Annotated in this window: 17 protein-coding genes; 11 read left to right on the forward strand and 6 right to left on the reverse strand. The window is 65.9% G+C overall.

Going from position 1 to position 13,455, the window contains the following annotated elements; translation table 11 throughout:
• Positions 1-60: 60 nt before the first annotated feature.
• From ubiB to AC51BJ_RS10030, 3 genes are all read left to right on the forward strand, one after another.
• Entirely contained in the window at positions 61-1,590 is a 1,530-nt protein-coding gene (gene ubiB, locus AC51BJ_RS10020) for a ubiquinone biosynthesis regulatory protein kinase UbiB (RefSeq protein ID WP_496280125.1), read from the forward strand.
• Positions 1,591-1,770: 180 nt separating this feature from the next.
• Positions 1,771-2,379, forward strand: a complete 609-nt coding sequence (locus AC51BJ_RS10025) for a hypothetical protein (protein WP_425763715.1) — start codon at positions 1,771-1,773, stop codon at positions 2,377-2,379.
• Between the two features lie 103 nt (positions 2,380-2,482).
• Entirely contained in the window at positions 2,483-3,985 is a 1,503-nt protein-coding gene (locus AC51BJ_RS10030) for a high affinity choline transporter 1 (protein ID WP_430435556.1), read from the forward strand.
• On the opposite strand, the gene AC51BJ_RS10035 is transcribed toward AC51BJ_RS10030, so the two are convergent.
• The 4 genes from AC51BJ_RS10035 to AC51BJ_RS10050 all read right to left on the reverse strand — a co-directional run bounded on the left by AC51BJ_RS10035 (position 3,986) and on the right by AC51BJ_RS10050 (position 7,602).
• Positions 3,986-4,672 (reverse strand): hypothetical protein, encoded by a 687-nt coding sequence (locus AC51BJ_RS10035; RefSeq protein ID WP_430435555.1) that lies wholly within the window; start codon positions 4,670-4,672, stop codon positions 3,986-3,988. It abuts the gene before it with no gap.
• 244 nt (positions 4,673-4,916) lie between these two features.
• Entirely contained in the window at positions 4,917-6,416 is a 1,500-nt protein-coding gene (locus AC51BJ_RS10040) for an ammonium transporter (RefSeq protein ID WP_496280126.1), read from the reverse strand.
• 13 nt (positions 6,417-6,429) lie between these two features.
• Positions 6,430-6,768 (reverse strand): P-II family nitrogen regulator, encoded by a 339-nt coding sequence (glnK, locus tag AC51BJ_RS10045; RefSeq protein ID WP_018412627.1) that lies wholly within the window; start codon positions 6,766-6,768, stop codon positions 6,430-6,432.
• A 39-nt stretch (positions 6,769-6,807) separates the two neighbouring features.
• Entirely contained in the window at positions 6,808-7,602 is a 795-nt protein-coding gene (locus AC51BJ_RS10050; RefSeq protein ID WP_020166325.1) for a TorF family putative porin, read from the reverse strand.
• Positions 7,603-7,974: 372 nt separating this feature from the next.
• Here AC51BJ_RS10050 and AC51BJ_RS10055 point away from each other — a divergent pair, with 372 nt between their 5' ends.
• The 8 genes from AC51BJ_RS10055 to AC51BJ_RS10090 all read left to right on the forward strand — a co-directional run bounded on the left by AC51BJ_RS10055 (position 7,975) and on the right by AC51BJ_RS10090 (position 12,748).
• Positions 7,975-8,223 carry an accessory factor UbiK family protein gene (locus AC51BJ_RS10055; protein WP_341422887.1) on the forward strand — a complete coding sequence of 83 codons (249 nt, stop codon included), beginning with the start codon at positions 7,975-7,977 and terminating at the stop codon, positions 8,221-8,223.
• Positions 8,224-8,289: 66 nt separating this feature from the next.
• Positions 8,290-8,871, forward strand: a complete 582-nt coding sequence (locus AC51BJ_RS10060) for a YceI family protein (protein WP_496280127.1) — start codon at positions 8,290-8,292, stop codon at positions 8,869-8,871.
• 57 nt (positions 8,872-8,928) lie between these two features.
• A complete protein-coding gene (locus AC51BJ_RS10065) occupies positions 8,929-9,504 on the forward strand; it encodes a YceI family protein (protein WP_304005678.1) in 576 nt (191 codons plus the stop codon).
• A 310-nt stretch (positions 9,505-9,814) separates the two neighbouring features.
• Positions 9,815-10,393 (forward strand): DJ-1/PfpI family protein, encoded by a 579-nt coding sequence (locus AC51BJ_RS10070; protein ID WP_430435550.1) that lies wholly within the window; start codon positions 9,815-9,817, stop codon positions 10,391-10,393.
• 67 nt (positions 10,394-10,460) lie between these two features.
• The gene (locus AC51BJ_RS10075) at positions 10,461-10,844 is read left to right on the forward strand and encodes a ribbon-helix-helix domain-containing protein (protein ID WP_019916153.1); all 384 of its coding nucleotides are present in this window, start codon (positions 10,461-10,463) and stop codon (positions 10,842-10,844) included.
• Positions 10,844-11,347, forward strand: a complete 504-nt coding sequence (locus AC51BJ_RS10080; RefSeq protein ID WP_430435549.1) for a YgjP-like metallopeptidase domain-containing protein — start codon at positions 10,844-10,846, stop codon at positions 11,345-11,347. Before AC51BJ_RS10075 ends, AC51BJ_RS10080 begins: the two co-directional genes overlap by 1 nt.
• A gap of 32 nt (positions 11,348-11,379) precedes the next feature.
• Positions 11,380-12,309, forward strand: coding sequence for a patatin-like phospholipase family protein (locus AC51BJ_RS10085; protein ID WP_496280128.1), 930 nt, complete (start codon positions 11,380-11,382; stop codon positions 12,307-12,309).
• A gap of 10 nt (positions 12,310-12,319) precedes the next feature.
• On the forward strand, positions 12,320-12,748 hold the full coding sequence (locus AC51BJ_RS10090) for a cupin domain-containing protein (RefSeq protein WP_496280129.1): 429 nt from the start codon (positions 12,320-12,322) through the stop codon (positions 12,746-12,748).
• 96 nt (positions 12,749-12,844) lie between these two features.
• Here the strand turns inward: AC51BJ_RS10090 and AC51BJ_RS10095 are convergent, their stop codons facing one another.
• Together AC51BJ_RS10095 and AC51BJ_RS10100 are read right to left on the reverse strand one after the other, a co-directional pair.
• Positions 12,845-12,988 (reverse strand): entericidin A/B family lipoprotein, encoded by a 144-nt coding sequence (locus AC51BJ_RS10095; RefSeq protein ID WP_019916159.1) that lies wholly within the window; start codon positions 12,986-12,988, stop codon positions 12,845-12,847.
• Between the two features lie 28 nt (positions 12,989-13,016).
• Entirely contained in the window at positions 13,017-13,403 is a 387-nt protein-coding gene (locus tag AC51BJ_RS10100) for a hypothetical protein (RefSeq protein WP_430435546.1), read from the reverse strand.
• Between the last annotated feature and the right edge of the window lie 52 nt (positions 13,404-13,455).

Raw genomic sequence — 13,455 nt, forward strand, 5'->3', positions numbered from 1 at the left:
CGTTTCACGCCGCCCGTCCGACCCCTGCCGATCCGCTGCCCGCGGTGAAGGGCTGAACCGATGCGCTGGTTGCGACTGCTCAAGATCGTCACCGTCAGCCTGCGTTTCGGGCTCGACCAGATGCTGATCGACGCCGGCAGCAAGCTGCGTTTCGCCGGTCTGCTGCGCGTCACCCGGCTCGGCCGCCGCTTCGACGCGCCGCGCGCGGTCCGTCTGCGCCAGGCGCTGGAGGCGCTCGGCCCGATCTTCGTCAAGTTCGGCCAGATGCTGTCGACGCGGCGCGACCTGCTGCCGCCCGATCTGGCGGACGAGCTGGCCAAGCTGCAGGATCGCGTGCCGCCCTTTCCGTCGGAACAGGCGATCGCCCGGCTGGAGGCCTTCTACGGCAAGCCGCTGGCGCAGGTTTTCCGCAGCTTCGAAACACAGCCGGTGGCGTCGGCCTCGGTCGCCCAGGTGCATTTTGCGGTGCTGCCGACCGGTGAGGATGTCGCGGTCAAGGTGCTGCGACCGGGCATCGAGCACGTCATCGCCAACGACATCGCGCTGATGGAAACCGCCGCCACGCTGCTCGAACGCGTGTGGTCGGAAGGCCGCCGGCTGAAGGCTCGCGAGGTGGTGGCGGAGTTTTCCAAGCACCTCGGCGACGAGCTGGATCTGATGCGCGAGGCGTCGAACTGTTCGCAACTGCGCCGCAATTTCCGCGATTCGCCGCTGCTCGCCGTGCCCGAGGTGTACTGGGACTACTGCGGTCCCGGCGCGATGGTGATGCAGCGCATGTACGGCCTGCCGATCTCGCAGGTCGATGCCTTGCGCGCCCAGGGGGTGGACATGGCCGCGCTGTCGCGCGCCGGCGTCGAGATCTTCTTCACCCAGGTGTTCCGCGACGGCTTCTTTCACGCCGATATGCACCCGGGCAACATCTTCGTCGCGCCCGATGGCCAGTACATCGCGCTCGACTTCGGCATCATGGGCACGCTGACCGACGTCGACAAGAATTACCTGGCGCAGAACTTCCTCGCCTTCTTCCAGCGCGACTACAAGCGCGTCGCACAGGCGCACGTCGACGCCGGCTGGGTGCCGCGCGGCACCCGGGTGGACGAATTCGAGGCGTCGATCCGCGCCGTCTGCGAACCCATCTTCGACAAGCCGCTGAAGGAGATCGAGTTCGGCCGCACGCTGCTGCGCCTGTTCCAGGTGTCGCGCCGCTTCAATGTCGAAATCCAGCCGCAGCTGGTGATGCTGCAGAAAACCCTGCTCAACATTGAAGGCCTGGGCCGCCAGCTCGATCCGGAACTGGACCTGTGGAAGACGGCCAAGCCCTTCCTCGAGCGCTGGATGAGCGAGCAGATGGGCTGGCGCGCGCTGCGCCGCAAGCTGGTCGAGGAGGCACCGGGCTGGGCGCTGACGATGCCCGAACTGCCGCGCCTGGCGCACCGCGTACTGAGCCAGGCCGCCGCCCACGACGCCTTGCACGACCCCATCATCATCGAGCGCCGCAGCCGTCGCCAGCTGCGCTGGCTGCGCATACTGAGCGCGCTGGTCGCCGTGCTGATTGGTCTGGAGATCTGGCGCATCGCCGCCGGTCTGTAGGACGCATCGGCAGCACGTCTGCAACGGTCGGGAAGAACACCCGAAGCGGCGCCCTCAAGTCAGCGCCCGCACCGTCGTTAGTGATCCTTCATGCCGCGAGATCACAACGATGAAAACGACCACGGTAGATACGCTAGATACGCATCGCGGCCGCACGGCGTCCCGCCGGGAGGACGCGCGATGACGCCGGCGCACCCCACACGCCTTGGCGCGCTGGCCGGGTCGATGACCCGTTCGGTGCGCGGCGCGGCGATGACCTTTTCGCAGATCGTGTCCGAACGCGTCGGCATGTCGGTTTCGCATGTCGCGCTGGCCGACCGCGAGTCGCTGCAGCGCAGCCTGTGCGCGCTCGACGAATTCAGCGGCGGTCGCCTGTGCGTGGTTGCGCAGCGCATGCGTACCGCCGATGGCCAGGCGGCCGAAGCGCTGCTGGCGCTGCCGGAGGAGGGCGCGCTGCTCATCGTGCGCCGCATGCTCGGCCTCGCCGACGTGGCCGACGAACTGTCCGAACTCGAACAGGACGCGCTGGCCGAAGCCGGCAGCATCGTCATCGATGCCTGCAGCGGCGGCCTCGCCGGCGCCTTTGGCTGGAAGGTCGAGGCGACGCAGCCGCGCGTCGCGCTGTCGTCGCGCGACTGCGGCTTCGGCGTCGACGAATCGCTGCAGAACGCGCTGGTCACCCATCTGCACATCCATCTGTCCGGCCTGCGGGTCGAGGGGCGCGTGGTGCTCGAAATGGTGGCCGATACGGCGCTGCCGGCCGCCTCGCCCTATCCACTTTCGGCCTGATCGAAAAACAGCCGCTTTCCTTTGCCCATCAGCGTTTGCGCGCCGCTATCATTGCGCTCGCGCGGCGTCGTGCCGCGCCGCGCAATGTTCCGCCGGGGCGTTCATGCTGATCTGGTTCGTAGTGCTCTATCTGATGGTGTCGGTCGGCATCGGCCTGTACGCGTCGAAGAACGTTCATAACGCGAAGGACTTCGCGGTCGCCGGGCGCAGCCTGCCGCTGCCGGTCGTCACCGCCACCGTGTTCGCCACCTGGTTCGGCGCCGAGGCGGTGTTCGGCGTGTCGGCGCAGTTCGTCACCGAAGGCCTGGGCGGCGTGGTGGCCGACCCCTTCGGTTCGTCGATGTGCCTCATCATCGCCGGCTTCTTCTTCGCCTCGAAGCTGTACAAGCTCAACATCCTGACCGTCGGCGACTACTACCGCATGCGCTACAACCGCACGGTGGAGGCGATCACCTCGATGTGCATCGTCGTGTCCTACCTCGGCTGGGTTGCGGCGCAGATCAAGGCCATGGGCCTCATCTTCTTCATGGTGACCAACGGCGCCGTGAGCCAGGAGGCGGGCATGGTGCTGGGCGCGGTCATCGTGCTCACCTACACCACCTTCGGCGGCATGTTCTCGGTGGCCATCCTCGACTTCGTGCAGATGGCGGTGTCGATGGGCGGCCTGCTCTACATCGCGTACATCATCAGCGGCCTGACCGGCGGCGTGGCGCCGGTGATCGAACACGCGTCGGCGGCCGGCAAGCTGGATTTCTTCCCGCCCGCCGACCCCTGGCTGTGGATCACCTTCATCGGTGCCTGGCTCACCATGATGCTGGGTTCGATTCCGCAGCAGGACGTGTTCCAGCGCGTCACCTCGGCGAAGAGTGCCAAAGTGGCCGTTGGCGGCTCGGTGCTCGGCGCCTCGATCTACTTCTGCTTCTGCTTCGTGCCGATGTTCATCGCCTACTCGGCGACGCTGATCGACCCGGCCACCTTCGGCGCGCTGATCGAGGAGGATTCGCAGCGCGTGCTGCCGACGCTGGTGATGCAGCACACGCCGCTGATCGCGCAGATCCTGTTCTTCGGCGCTGTGCTGTCGGCCATCATGAGCTGCTCGTCGGCGACGCTGCTGGCGCCCTCGGTCACCTTCGCCGAGAACATCGTGAAGGGCTTCTACCCGCGCATGAGCGACCGTCAGCTGCTGTTCGTGATGCGCGGCGCCATCGTCGGTTTCGCCAGCGTCGTGCTGCTGGTCGCGCTCAATTCGGAAACCAGCATCTTCGGCATGGTCGAGAACGCCTACAAGGTGACGCTGGCCGGCGCCTTCGTGCCGCTGTTCTTCGGTGCGTTCTGGAAGCGCGCGACGACCCAGGGCGCGCTGGCGGCCATCATCGGCGGGTTGATGTCATGGCTGCTGATCGAGATTCTGGTCGGTGAAGCGAGCCTGGTACCGCCGCAGCTGATCGGCCTGGCCGTCAGCATGGTCGGCATGGTGGTCGGTTCGCTGTTGCCGCAGTGGGTCGGTCATCGGCTGCCGCACGAACCGGATCACGCCGCGCTGCATCACCATGCTGCGTCCGGTACGCATCACGCAGCGCCCGGCGGTCACCATACGTCGAACTGATCAGGGCTTGGCGCCGCCTTCCGTGGCGGTTTCCTTCGCCGCCGCTTCGGCTTCGCGCCTGGCACGTTCCTCCTCGCGCTTCTGCACGCGCTCGTCGATCTTCGCCGCCTTGCGCCGCTGTTCGGCGGCGCGCTCGGCGGCGCGCGCGTCCTCGCGCTTGCGTTTGGCCGCCTGCGCGGCGTCGCGCTCTGCCTGAGCGCGTTCGCGCGCCTCGGCCTGGGCCGCCATTTCGGCGTCCTTGTCGGCGCGAGCGGCCGCATCCTGTGCCCGCTGCGCCTCCTGTTCGCGCGTTTTGACGCTCATTTCGATCGACTTGTCCCGGCGCGCTTCGGCCGCGCGCTGCTTTTCTGCGCGGCGCACTTCGGCGGCGCGGGTACGCATGTCGCGTTCGATGTCGCTGGCCTGGATCTCCAGCTTGCGGGCCTCTCCGAGGCTGCGGCGATAGGCTTCGTCGGTGTCCTCGATGCAGGACGACACCAGCGTGCGCTGCCAGCAGGCCGCATAGCCCTCGTCGCGCGCGATGCGGGCGGCTTCCTGTTGCGTGCGTGCCTGCTGTTTCAGCGCAGCGGCCTGGTCGCGCAGCCGTGCGCGTTCCTCCGCGGGGAAGCTGTCCTCCTGCGCAGCGGCGAAGGTGCTCGCGCCCAGGGCGATCAGCGCAGCCATGCTGCGCAGGGCAAAGGTGTTCACGTGCGGTGTCCTCGTTCAATCCGGGGCGCCACGGCGGGCGCCCTCGTTGCCGTCCCCGCGGCGCCGATGGCGGCAGGGGTCATGATGCTAACCCGCAACCGCGGGTCGGGCACGAGATCGATCAACGCGTATGCCTGGCTGGCGACCGACAGCACGCGCCGGCCGGGGATTCGGAGACAAGGCGCACGCACAAAAAAAACGGGCGCCCGAAGGCGCCCGAACCATTGCTAGAGGAGTGTTCGTATCAGAGGCGGTAGGCGGTTTCGCCGTGCGCGGTCACGTCCAGACCTTCGCGCTCTTCGTCTTCCGGCACACGCAGGCCGATGAAGATGTCGACCAGCTTGAAGGCGATGAAGGAGACGATGGCGGTCCAGAGGATGGTCACGCCGACTGCGGTGGCCTGGGTGATCACCTGACCCATGATGTCGTAGCCTTCGGCCACGCCGTTGGCGACGTAGTCATAGACACCGGTGCCGCCGAGCGAGGGCGAAGCGAATACGCCGGTCAGGATGGCGCCGAGGATGCCGCCCACGCCATGCACGCCGAACACGTCGAGCGCGTCGTCAGCGCCGAGCATGTGCTTCAGGCCATTCACACCCCACAGGCAGACCACGCCGGACAGCAGGCCGATCACCAGGGCACCCATCGGGCCGACAAAGCCGCAGGCCGGGGTGATGGCAACCAGACCGGCCACCGCACCCGATGCTGCACCCAGCATCGACGGCTTGCCCTTGAGGATCCACTCGCCCATCAGCCACGACACGGTCGCGGCAGCGGTGGCGACCAGCGTCGTCGCGAACGCCAGCACGGCGGTGCCGTTGGCTTCCAGGTTGGAACCGGCGTTGAAGCCGAACCAGCCCACCCACAGCAGCGAGGCGCCGACCATGGTCATCACCAGCGAGTGCGGAGCCATCGATTCCTTTCCGTAGCCCACGCGCTTGCCGACCATGTAGGCACCGACCAGACCGGCCACACCGGCGTTGATGTGCACCACCGTGCCGCCGGCGAAGTCCAGAGCGCCCTTGGCCCACAGGAAGCCCGCGTTGCCGGTGACGGTCGCCAGCGTCTCAGCCGAGGTGATCGCGTCGGGGCCGTCCCAGTACCACACCATGTGAGCGACCGGGATGTAGCTGAACGTGAACCAGAGCACCGAGAACAGCAGCACGGCCGAGAACTTCACACGCTCGGCGAAGGCGCCGATGATCAGCGCGGCGGTGATGCCGGCGAAGGTCGACTGGAAGGCGGCGAAGATCAGTTCCGGGATGTACACACCCTTGCTGAAGGTCGCGCCCAGCGATTCGGTCGTCACGCCCTTCAGGAAGAGCTTGTCCAGCGTACCGATGAACGGGTTGCCGGCAGTGAAGGCCAGCGAATAGCCATAAACGAACCACAGCACGACGATCAGCGAGAACACGGTCATCACCTGCATCAGGATGGACAGCATGTTCTTCGAACGCACCAGGCCGCCGTAGAACAGCGCCAGACCCGGAACCGCCATCATGATGACGAGGATGCTGGCCAGCATCATCCAGGTGGTATCGCCCTTGTTGATCGTGGGCGCAGGCGCCGCTTCAGCCGGGGCCGCTTCCGCCGCGGCCGGGGCGGCCTCGGGGGCGGCAGCTGGCTCAGCCGCGGGGGCGGCGTCGACCACTGCCGCTGGCGCTGCCGGGGGGTCTTCTGCCATGACAGGCGCTGCCAGGCCGATGGCCAGCGTTGCGCACAGGATGCTCAAAAAGCGCTTCATCTCCCGTTCTCCCTTAAAGCGCATCGACGCCGGTTTCACCGGTGCGGATGCGGACGACTTGTTCGAGATCGAATACGAAAATCTTGCCGTCGCCGATTTTGCCGGTGCTGGCGGATTTTTCGATGGCTTCGACGACGCTATCGACCAGCTCGTCGCTGATCGCCGCTTCGATCTTCACCTTCGGCAGGAAATCGACGACGTACTCGGCACCGCGATACAGCTCGGTGTGGCCTTTCTGACGACCGAAACCCTTGACCTCGGTGACGGTGATGCCCTGCACGCCGATGGCGGACAGCGCCTCACGCACTTCGTCAAGCTTGAACGGCTTGATGATGGCAGTGACTAGTTTCATGACATTCCCCTGGCAGATGCCGCGAAGCGTTTGTGTGAATCAGAAGGTCTTGGAAACGAATACGACGTACTGGTCGTCGCCGAGGTACTTGCCCTTCAGATTGGTGTAGAAGGCCTTTTCCGTGCTGTTCATGCTGGTGTCGGTATAGAAGGCGCCGACGGTGAAGCTCTGCGGCAGCGCGTAGGACAGGCCGATCTTCCAGTCTTCGTACGAGGCGAAGGAGTCGTTCTTGACGCCAGCGTTCGAGCCATCGAATTCCTGGATGCCGTAGTGCAGGTTAAGCGTCAGCGCGTCGGTGATCGGGTAGTTGGCCTGCAGGTCCAGATACCACGTGCCGTCCGCGTTGTTCACGCCGAAGGTGTCGCCGAGGCTGTACGAGTACTTGGCCGACAGGAACTTCCAGCTGGCCGCAACATAGACTTCGGTCGTGTCGGCCTTGGTTATGCCGGGGTTGCGATCGCCCGGATAGATGTACTGCAGGATACCGACGTCCATGCCGATGTCTTCGGTCACTGCGAACTTGTAGCCACCGTAGACGTCGATTTCCATGCTGGAGCTGGAGTAGGCCGGATCCACACCCGCCGGTGCATCCTTGAGCCACGAAATGTTCGAAGCCCAGGTACCGATGTAGAAGCCGCTGGCATGCGAGTAGTCGAAGCCGCCCTGCAGTGCGATGTCTTCATTGGTCTGGCTGATGCCGCGGAACACGTACTGGCTGAACAGACCGACGTTGCCGGTGAAGGTGTGCGGGCTGGCCGGCTCTTCGGCATGGACGGAGAAGGCGGGTACGGCCAGCGCGCTGGCGAGGGCGGCGGCGATCAGAGTCTTTTGCATGAGTGTTCACTCCTTGATGTTAGGGAAAACTGCTCAGCCTCCATTGCACGGACCGTGCCAGCAAGCAAACATCAATTATTTCAATGATTTGTGATCGTGTCCCACAGCGGCGCCGTGATCCATGCAACGGCCTTGCCCCAAGTTCACGCGCGCCAAATCCGACTCGCACCAAGTCGGTGCGTGAATACATGGCCTTACATTCCGTGCGCGAATTCGGTGCCCGCATGCCCGGAAATGCACCGCGATGTCATGAATGACGCCGCCGCGATGGTCGCGCCGGCTGCTGCTTGCCGGCACAATGCGCGGCGAGCGCACGTCGCGTCGGCGTCCCGCCGGGGCGCTGCGTTGAATCCCTAACTGCAGGAGGTCGCCATGCTCAATCCCAAGATGCTCGAAGAGCTGTCCAGCCGTTTTTCCGAACTGATCGCCGCCAGCCCGGCCCGCGATCTGGAAAAGAACGCCAAGGCGATGGCCAGCGCGATGTTTTCCCGCCTTGATCTGGTTACGCGCGAGGAATTCGACGTGCAGAAAGAGGTGCTGGCCCGCACCCGCGCCCAGCTCGAGGCGCTGGAAGCGCGCGTTGCCGATCTTGAAAGCCGGCTTGCCGCACGCGAGGGCTGACTGCCGCCGCGGAATTTTTCCCGTCATCGCGCATCAACAACGGTGTGCGACTTATATGGAGAGCTCATGACCTTCCCGAATTTCACGGCCGTGTGCCGGTCGACCGTGATCGCTGCGGGTCTGGCGCTGGCCTTGCCGGCGCTGGCGGCCGGCACCTACAGCCGTGTGCTGCCCGAGAAAAGTTCGCTGGCCTTCGTGTCGCAGCAGATGGGGGTGTCGGTCGACGGCACCTTCCGCAAGTTTGCCGCCACGCTTGATTTCGATCCGACCAAACCCGAGGCCGGGAAGGCCACGCTGGACATCGAACTGGCGTCCATTGATGCCGGTGGCCCGGAAGCCAACGACGAGGTGAAGGGCAAGAACTGGTTCGACGTGAAGCAGTTTCCGACGGCACGCTTCGTGTCCACCTCGGTCAAGCCGCTGGGCAACAACAGGTTCGAAGTGCGCGGCCAGATGAGTATCAAGGGCAAGACGCGAGAGGTGGCCGCGCCCTTCACGCTGAAACCGGAGGGTGCCGGTGCGGTGCTCGAGGGCAGTTTCCCGCTCAAGCGCCTTGACTACGGCGTCGGCACCGGCGCCTGGGGTGACACCTCGGTGGTCGCCGATGAGGTGCAGATCCGCTTCCGGCTCGCTGTCGCCGGCAAGTAATCCCCCGGACGCGCCCGACTGCTGCGCGCCCGTACATCAATAAGAAGGAGTTCCTGCATGAAGAAGATTGCTGTTGCCCTGTTCGGCGCATTCGCCGGCCTGTCCATGACCGCCGGCGCGATGGCCGCCGATAGCTTCACCATCGACAGCCGCCACACCTTTCCGGTGTTCGAGGTCAACCACCTCGGCTTCTCGACGCAGCGCGGCCGTTTCAACAACGTGACCGGCAAGATCATGCTGGTGCCGGCGCAGAAGAGCGGCAGCATCGAGGTCACGATCGACAGCGCTTCGGTCGACATGGGCCTCGAAGCCTGGGACAAGCACATGCGCGGCGAGGATTTCTTCAACGTCGAGAAGTTTCCGAACATGACTTTCAAGTCGACGAAGCTGATGTACGAAGGCGACAAGCTGGTCGGTGCAGAGGGCGATTTCACGCTGCTCGGCGTGACCCGGCCGGTGCGTCTGGACGTCAAGGGCTTCGCCTGCGGCACCCATCCGATCAACAAGAAGGCGCTGTGCGGTGCCGACATCTCGACCACCCTGAAGCGTTCGGAATTCGGCATGACCAAGTACCTGCCGGGCATCGGCGACACGGTGGTGATCAACATCCCGGTCGAGGCGTTCAAGGACTGAGGCGCTGCCGGAGCCCCGGCCTGGGACTCTGGGGGAGGGGTCCTCTGACCCCGACAGCAGCCTGAATCGAAGCCCTGGGAGTGCTGCGGCCGCGTCGCGGCCAAGGCCGCTCCCACAGGGGAGCGCGCGCAATCCCTGCCCGGAGCCAGAGCCGGGTTTCTGTGGGAGGGGTCTTCTGACCCCGACACGGCCGGCGATCAGACATTGCCCGCCGCCTCTCATGTGTTAACGGAATACCACCCCGTGCCCTGCCGTCCGTAGCACGTTAGCGACCTGCGCGCGTTGCGCGCTTCACGCGAGGAGGACGGACATGAAGGCGAAGAAAATCCTGTTGCTGGCCGGCGATTTCGTCGAGGACTACGAAATCATGGTGCCCTTCCAGGCACTGCTGGCCGTGGGTCACACCGTGCATGCGGTGTGCCCTGACAAGAAGGCGGGCGACCAGATCGCCACCGCCATTCACGATTTCGAAGGTCAGCAGACCTATTCCGAGAAGCGCGGCCACAACTTCACGCTGAACGCCACGTTCGATACGGTGAAGGCCGAGGACTACGACGCGCTGGTCATCCCGGGTGGCCGTGCGCCTGAATACCTGCGCATGGACGACAAGGTGCTGGCCATCGTCCGTCACTTCGCACTGGCCGACAAACCGATCGCCGCGATCTGCCACGGCGCCCAGCTGCTGGCCGGCGCCAAGGTACTCGAGGGCCGCCTGTGTTCGGCCTACCCGGCCTGCCGCGCCGAGGTCGAACTGGCGGGTGGCCGCTACGCCGACATCGCTGTCGATGGTGCGGTGACTGATCGCAACCTCGTCACCGCACCCGCCTGGCCGGCGCACCCGGCGTGGATTTCACAGTTCCTCGCGGTGCTCGGCACGCGCATCGAGTAAGCCCACAGCGCAGCGGGGCGCATGCGTTCCGCTGCGCTGTCTACAATAGGCGCAGGAGGTGTCACCCATGTGCCAGATCTTCATCCGCGCCGACCCCGAACTTTATGTGATGCGCAGCCGTTCGCTGCGGCTGCGTGGCGTCGCCACCAGCATCCGGCTGGAGAACCAGTTTTGGGACGTACTCGAAGAGATCGGCGCACGCGACGGCCTGACGCTGCCGCGCCTGATCTCCAAGCTGTACGACGAACTGGCCGAGGCGGGCGGTGGCGACGGCGCCCACCTGCTGCCGGCCAACTTCACCTCCTTCCTGCGCGTGTGCTGCGGCCGTTACATGGCGCTGCAGCTGGCCGGTGCGATACCGGCCGACACCCGCATCGCCATCTCGTCGCTCGACGCCGAGCGCGTGCTGGCGGCCGAGCGCCCGCGCACCGCGGCCAACCAGGTCGCCTGATGACGACATTGAAGTACCTGTCGGCCTATCCGGCTCACATCCAGGACCAGGTGCGTACGCTGATCGAGCAGGACCGGCTGGCCGAAACCCTGCGCGTGCGCTACCCGGAGCGTCACGACGTACGCAGCGACTCCGCGCTTTACGACTACGTGCTCGAACTGAAGAACCGCCACCTGCGCACCGCGCCGCCGGTCGCCAAGGTCGCTTACGACAGCGGCCTCGGACTGGTGGCGAAGGCGCTCGGCACGCAGACCACGATTTCGCGGGTGCAGGGTGCGAAGCTCAAGAGCAAGCGCGAAATCCGCGTCGCCACGCTGTTCCGCGACTGCGCGCCGGAATTCCTGAAGATGATCGTCGTGCATGAACTGGCCCACCTCAAGGTGCGCGAGCACGACAAGAGCTTCTACGCATTGTGCGAGCACATGGAGCCGCGCTACCACCAGTACGAGTTCGACCTGCGGCTGCATCTGACCTGCCTCGATATCGCCGGCAAGTCCGCGTAGCCGGTGAGCCGCGCGGCGCTACACTGCGGCCGATGAGCGAACTGAAGAAAACCGTATCCCTCGTGCTCGGTTCCGGTGGCGCCCGCGGCCTCGCGCACATCGGCGTCATCCGCGAACTGCTGGCCCGTGGCTACGACATCCGCGCCATTTCCGGTTCGTCGATGGGCGCGGTGGTCGGTGGCGTCCATGCCGCCGGCGGGCTGGACGCCTACGAACAGTGGGTGACCGGCCTTGCCCAGTCCGACGTGTTCCGCCTGCTCGACTGGACCTTCTCCGGCGGCGGCCTGATCCGTGGCACGGTGCTGATGACAAGGCTGCGCGAGCTGATCGGCGACTGCGACATCGAAACCCTGCCGCTGGACTACACCGCGGTGGCGGTCGATATCGAACGCGGGCGTGAAGTGTGGTTCACCGACGGCCCGCTGTTCGAAGCGATGCGTGCCTCGTTCGCCGTGCCGTCCATCTTCACGCCGCACGCCTACCGCGGCCGCACGCTGGTCGATGGCGGCCTGCTCAATCCGGTGCCGGTGGCGCCGACCCAGCGCACGCTGACCGATCTCACCGTCGTGGTCGACCTGAATGGCGAATCGGTCGAGCCGCCGCCGCTGCAGAAGCTGCCGGCCGAAGTGTCTCCCGGGCTGCTGGCGCGGCTGCGCGGCTATCTGCCGGGCGGCAACGGCGACGCCAAGCCGGTCGAGACCGGTCTGGCGATGTCCGACGTGCTCATGCGTTCGCTGGAAACCATGCAGGCCGCGATCACCCGCCAGCACCTCGCGGTGTTCTGGCCGGACGTCGTCATCAGCGTGCCGAAGAACACCTGCCAGTTTCACGAATTCCATCTGGCTGCGTCGCTGATCGACTATGGCCGCCGGCTGGCGGCCGCGGCACTTGATGCGGCCGAGAACGAGCGCGCGCGGCACAACGTCCATACGCCGCTGCGCACCGATCGCGCGCAGCAGTAAGGAGCCATCGATGCATGGAGCGATGATCGCGCTGACCGTTGCCCTGCTGAGTGGCGCGGTCGCGGCACAGACCCCGCCCCAACCGCTGCGGCCGGAGCAGGCCACCTGGTTCAGCCCGCCGACGGTTCCGGCGCTGAAGGCCGCCTGGCTGGTCGGTTCGGAACACGGCACCGGCCCCTACCTGCTGCGCGTGCGCCTGGCGGCGGGCGGTCGCTTTCCGCCGCATACCCATCCGGACACCCGCTACACGACAGTGCTGAGCGGTACGCTGTACGTCGGCTTCGGTGAGCGCGTCGACGAGACCGCCGTGGTGGCGGTGCCGGCGGGTGCCATTTACGAAGCGCCGGCCGGCGAGCCGCACTGGGTGTGGGCGAAGGACGGCGACGTCGAGTACCAGGAGTCCGGCGTCGCACCGACCGCCACCCGCCCTCTCCGCTGACCGCGCGTCAAAAAAACGCCCGGTTCCGCGAGCGGACCGGGCGAGCGCAAGGAGGAGTGAAACGGAGCAGCTACTTCAACAGCATCAACAGCAGGACTACATCTTTTGCTGGACGTCGCGGGCGGTGTCCTGGACCTTCTCGCCGCCGGATTCGATGTCCTTGCCGGCGCCTGCGATCGTGTTGCAGCCTGCCAGCGCGAGGCCAGCGCACATCAGCATCAGGGTGATCAGTCTGTTCATCGTCGTCTCCTGTCGTTCAGTGTGGGATTCAGGTGCGGTTGCGCAGCTGCGCAACCGTCGGCTGGAAGTCGCCCTCTTCATCGACGTCCAGCGTCAGCATCAGTCCGTCCTCGACCGGCTGCAGCCGGTAATCCGGTACCGCCAGACGCAGACCCGCGTCACTGCCGCGCGAGATGCGCACCATGGCGTAACGGGCGGAGCGTTCGCCGTGGCGGGCCGAGATGGTCTGTTCCACCACGCCCACGGTCGCGCCCTCGGTGTCGAACACTTCGCGGCCGTCCAGCGACGACAGCGCGACGGCGGCACCCGACGGTGACGCGTCGATACGTCCGGTGCGCCCCAGTTCATAGGCGGCGAGCAGGGCGATCACGGTCAGTGCGCCGGCCAGTGCCGACAGCAGCAAGCGACCAGTCATGATGGGTATCTCCGTCTGCATGACACGAACCCAGTATGGGCAGCGGCCGAGT

The sequence above is a fragment of the Methyloversatilis sp. S146-33 genome (assembly GCF_059552495.1).

Coding starts and splice junctions, on each gene's coding strand:
- AC51BJ_RS10090 (WP_496280129.1), top strand. CDS start 12,320: ATGCATGGAGCGATGATCGCGCTGACCGTTGCCCTGCTGAGTGGCGCG.
- ubiB (WP_496280125.1), top strand. CDS start 61: ATGCGCTGGTTGCGACTGCTCAAGATCGTCACCGTCAGCCTGCGTTTC.
- AC51BJ_RS10030 (WP_430435556.1), top strand. CDS start 2,483: ATGCTGATCTGGTTCGTAGTGCTCTATCTGATGGTGTCGGTCGGCATC.
- AC51BJ_RS10085 (WP_496280128.1), top strand. CDS start 11,380: ATGAGCGAACTGAAGAAAACCGTATCCCTCGTGCTCGGTTCCGGTGGC.
- AC51BJ_RS10100 (WP_430435546.1), bottom strand. CDS start 13,403: ATGACTGGTCGCTTGCTGCTGTCGGCACTGGCCGGCGCACTGACCGTG.
- AC51BJ_RS10075 (WP_019916153.1), top strand. CDS start 10,461: ATGTGCCAGATCTTCATCCGCGCCGACCCCGAACTTTATGTGATGCGC.
- AC51BJ_RS10095 (WP_019916159.1), bottom strand. CDS start 12,988: ATGAACAGACTGATCACCCTGATGCTGATGTGCGCTGGCCTCGCGCTG.
- glnK (WP_018412627.1), bottom strand. CDS start 6,768: ATGAAACTAGTCACTGCCATCATCAAGCCGTTCAAGCTTGACGAAGTG.
- AC51BJ_RS10065 (WP_304005678.1), top strand. CDS start 8,929: ATGAAGAAGATTGCTGTTGCCCTGTTCGGCGCATTCGCCGGCCTGTCC.
- AC51BJ_RS10070 (WP_430435550.1), top strand. CDS start 9,815: ATGAAGGCGAAGAAAATCCTGTTGCTGGCCGGCGATTTCGTCGAGGAC.
- AC51BJ_RS10060 (WP_496280127.1), top strand. CDS start 8,290: ATGACCTTCCCGAATTTCACGGCCGTGTGCCGGTCGACCGTGATCGCT.
- AC51BJ_RS10080 (WP_430435549.1), top strand. CDS start 10,844: ATGACGACATTGAAGTACCTGTCGGCCTATCCGGCTCACATCCAGGAC.
- AC51BJ_RS10055 (WP_341422887.1), top strand. CDS start 7,975: ATGCTCAATCCCAAGATGCTCGAAGAGCTGTCCAGCCGTTTTTCCGAA.
- AC51BJ_RS10050 (WP_020166325.1), bottom strand. CDS start 7,602: ATGCAAAAGACTCTGATCGCCGCCGCCCTCGCCAGCGCGCTGGCCGTA.
- AC51BJ_RS10040 (WP_496280126.1), bottom strand. CDS start 6,416: ATGAAGCGCTTTTTGAGCATCCTGTGCGCAACGCTGGCCATCGGCCTG.
- AC51BJ_RS10025 (WP_425763715.1), top strand. CDS start 1,771: ATGACGCCGGCGCACCCCACACGCCTTGGCGCGCTGGCCGGGTCGATG.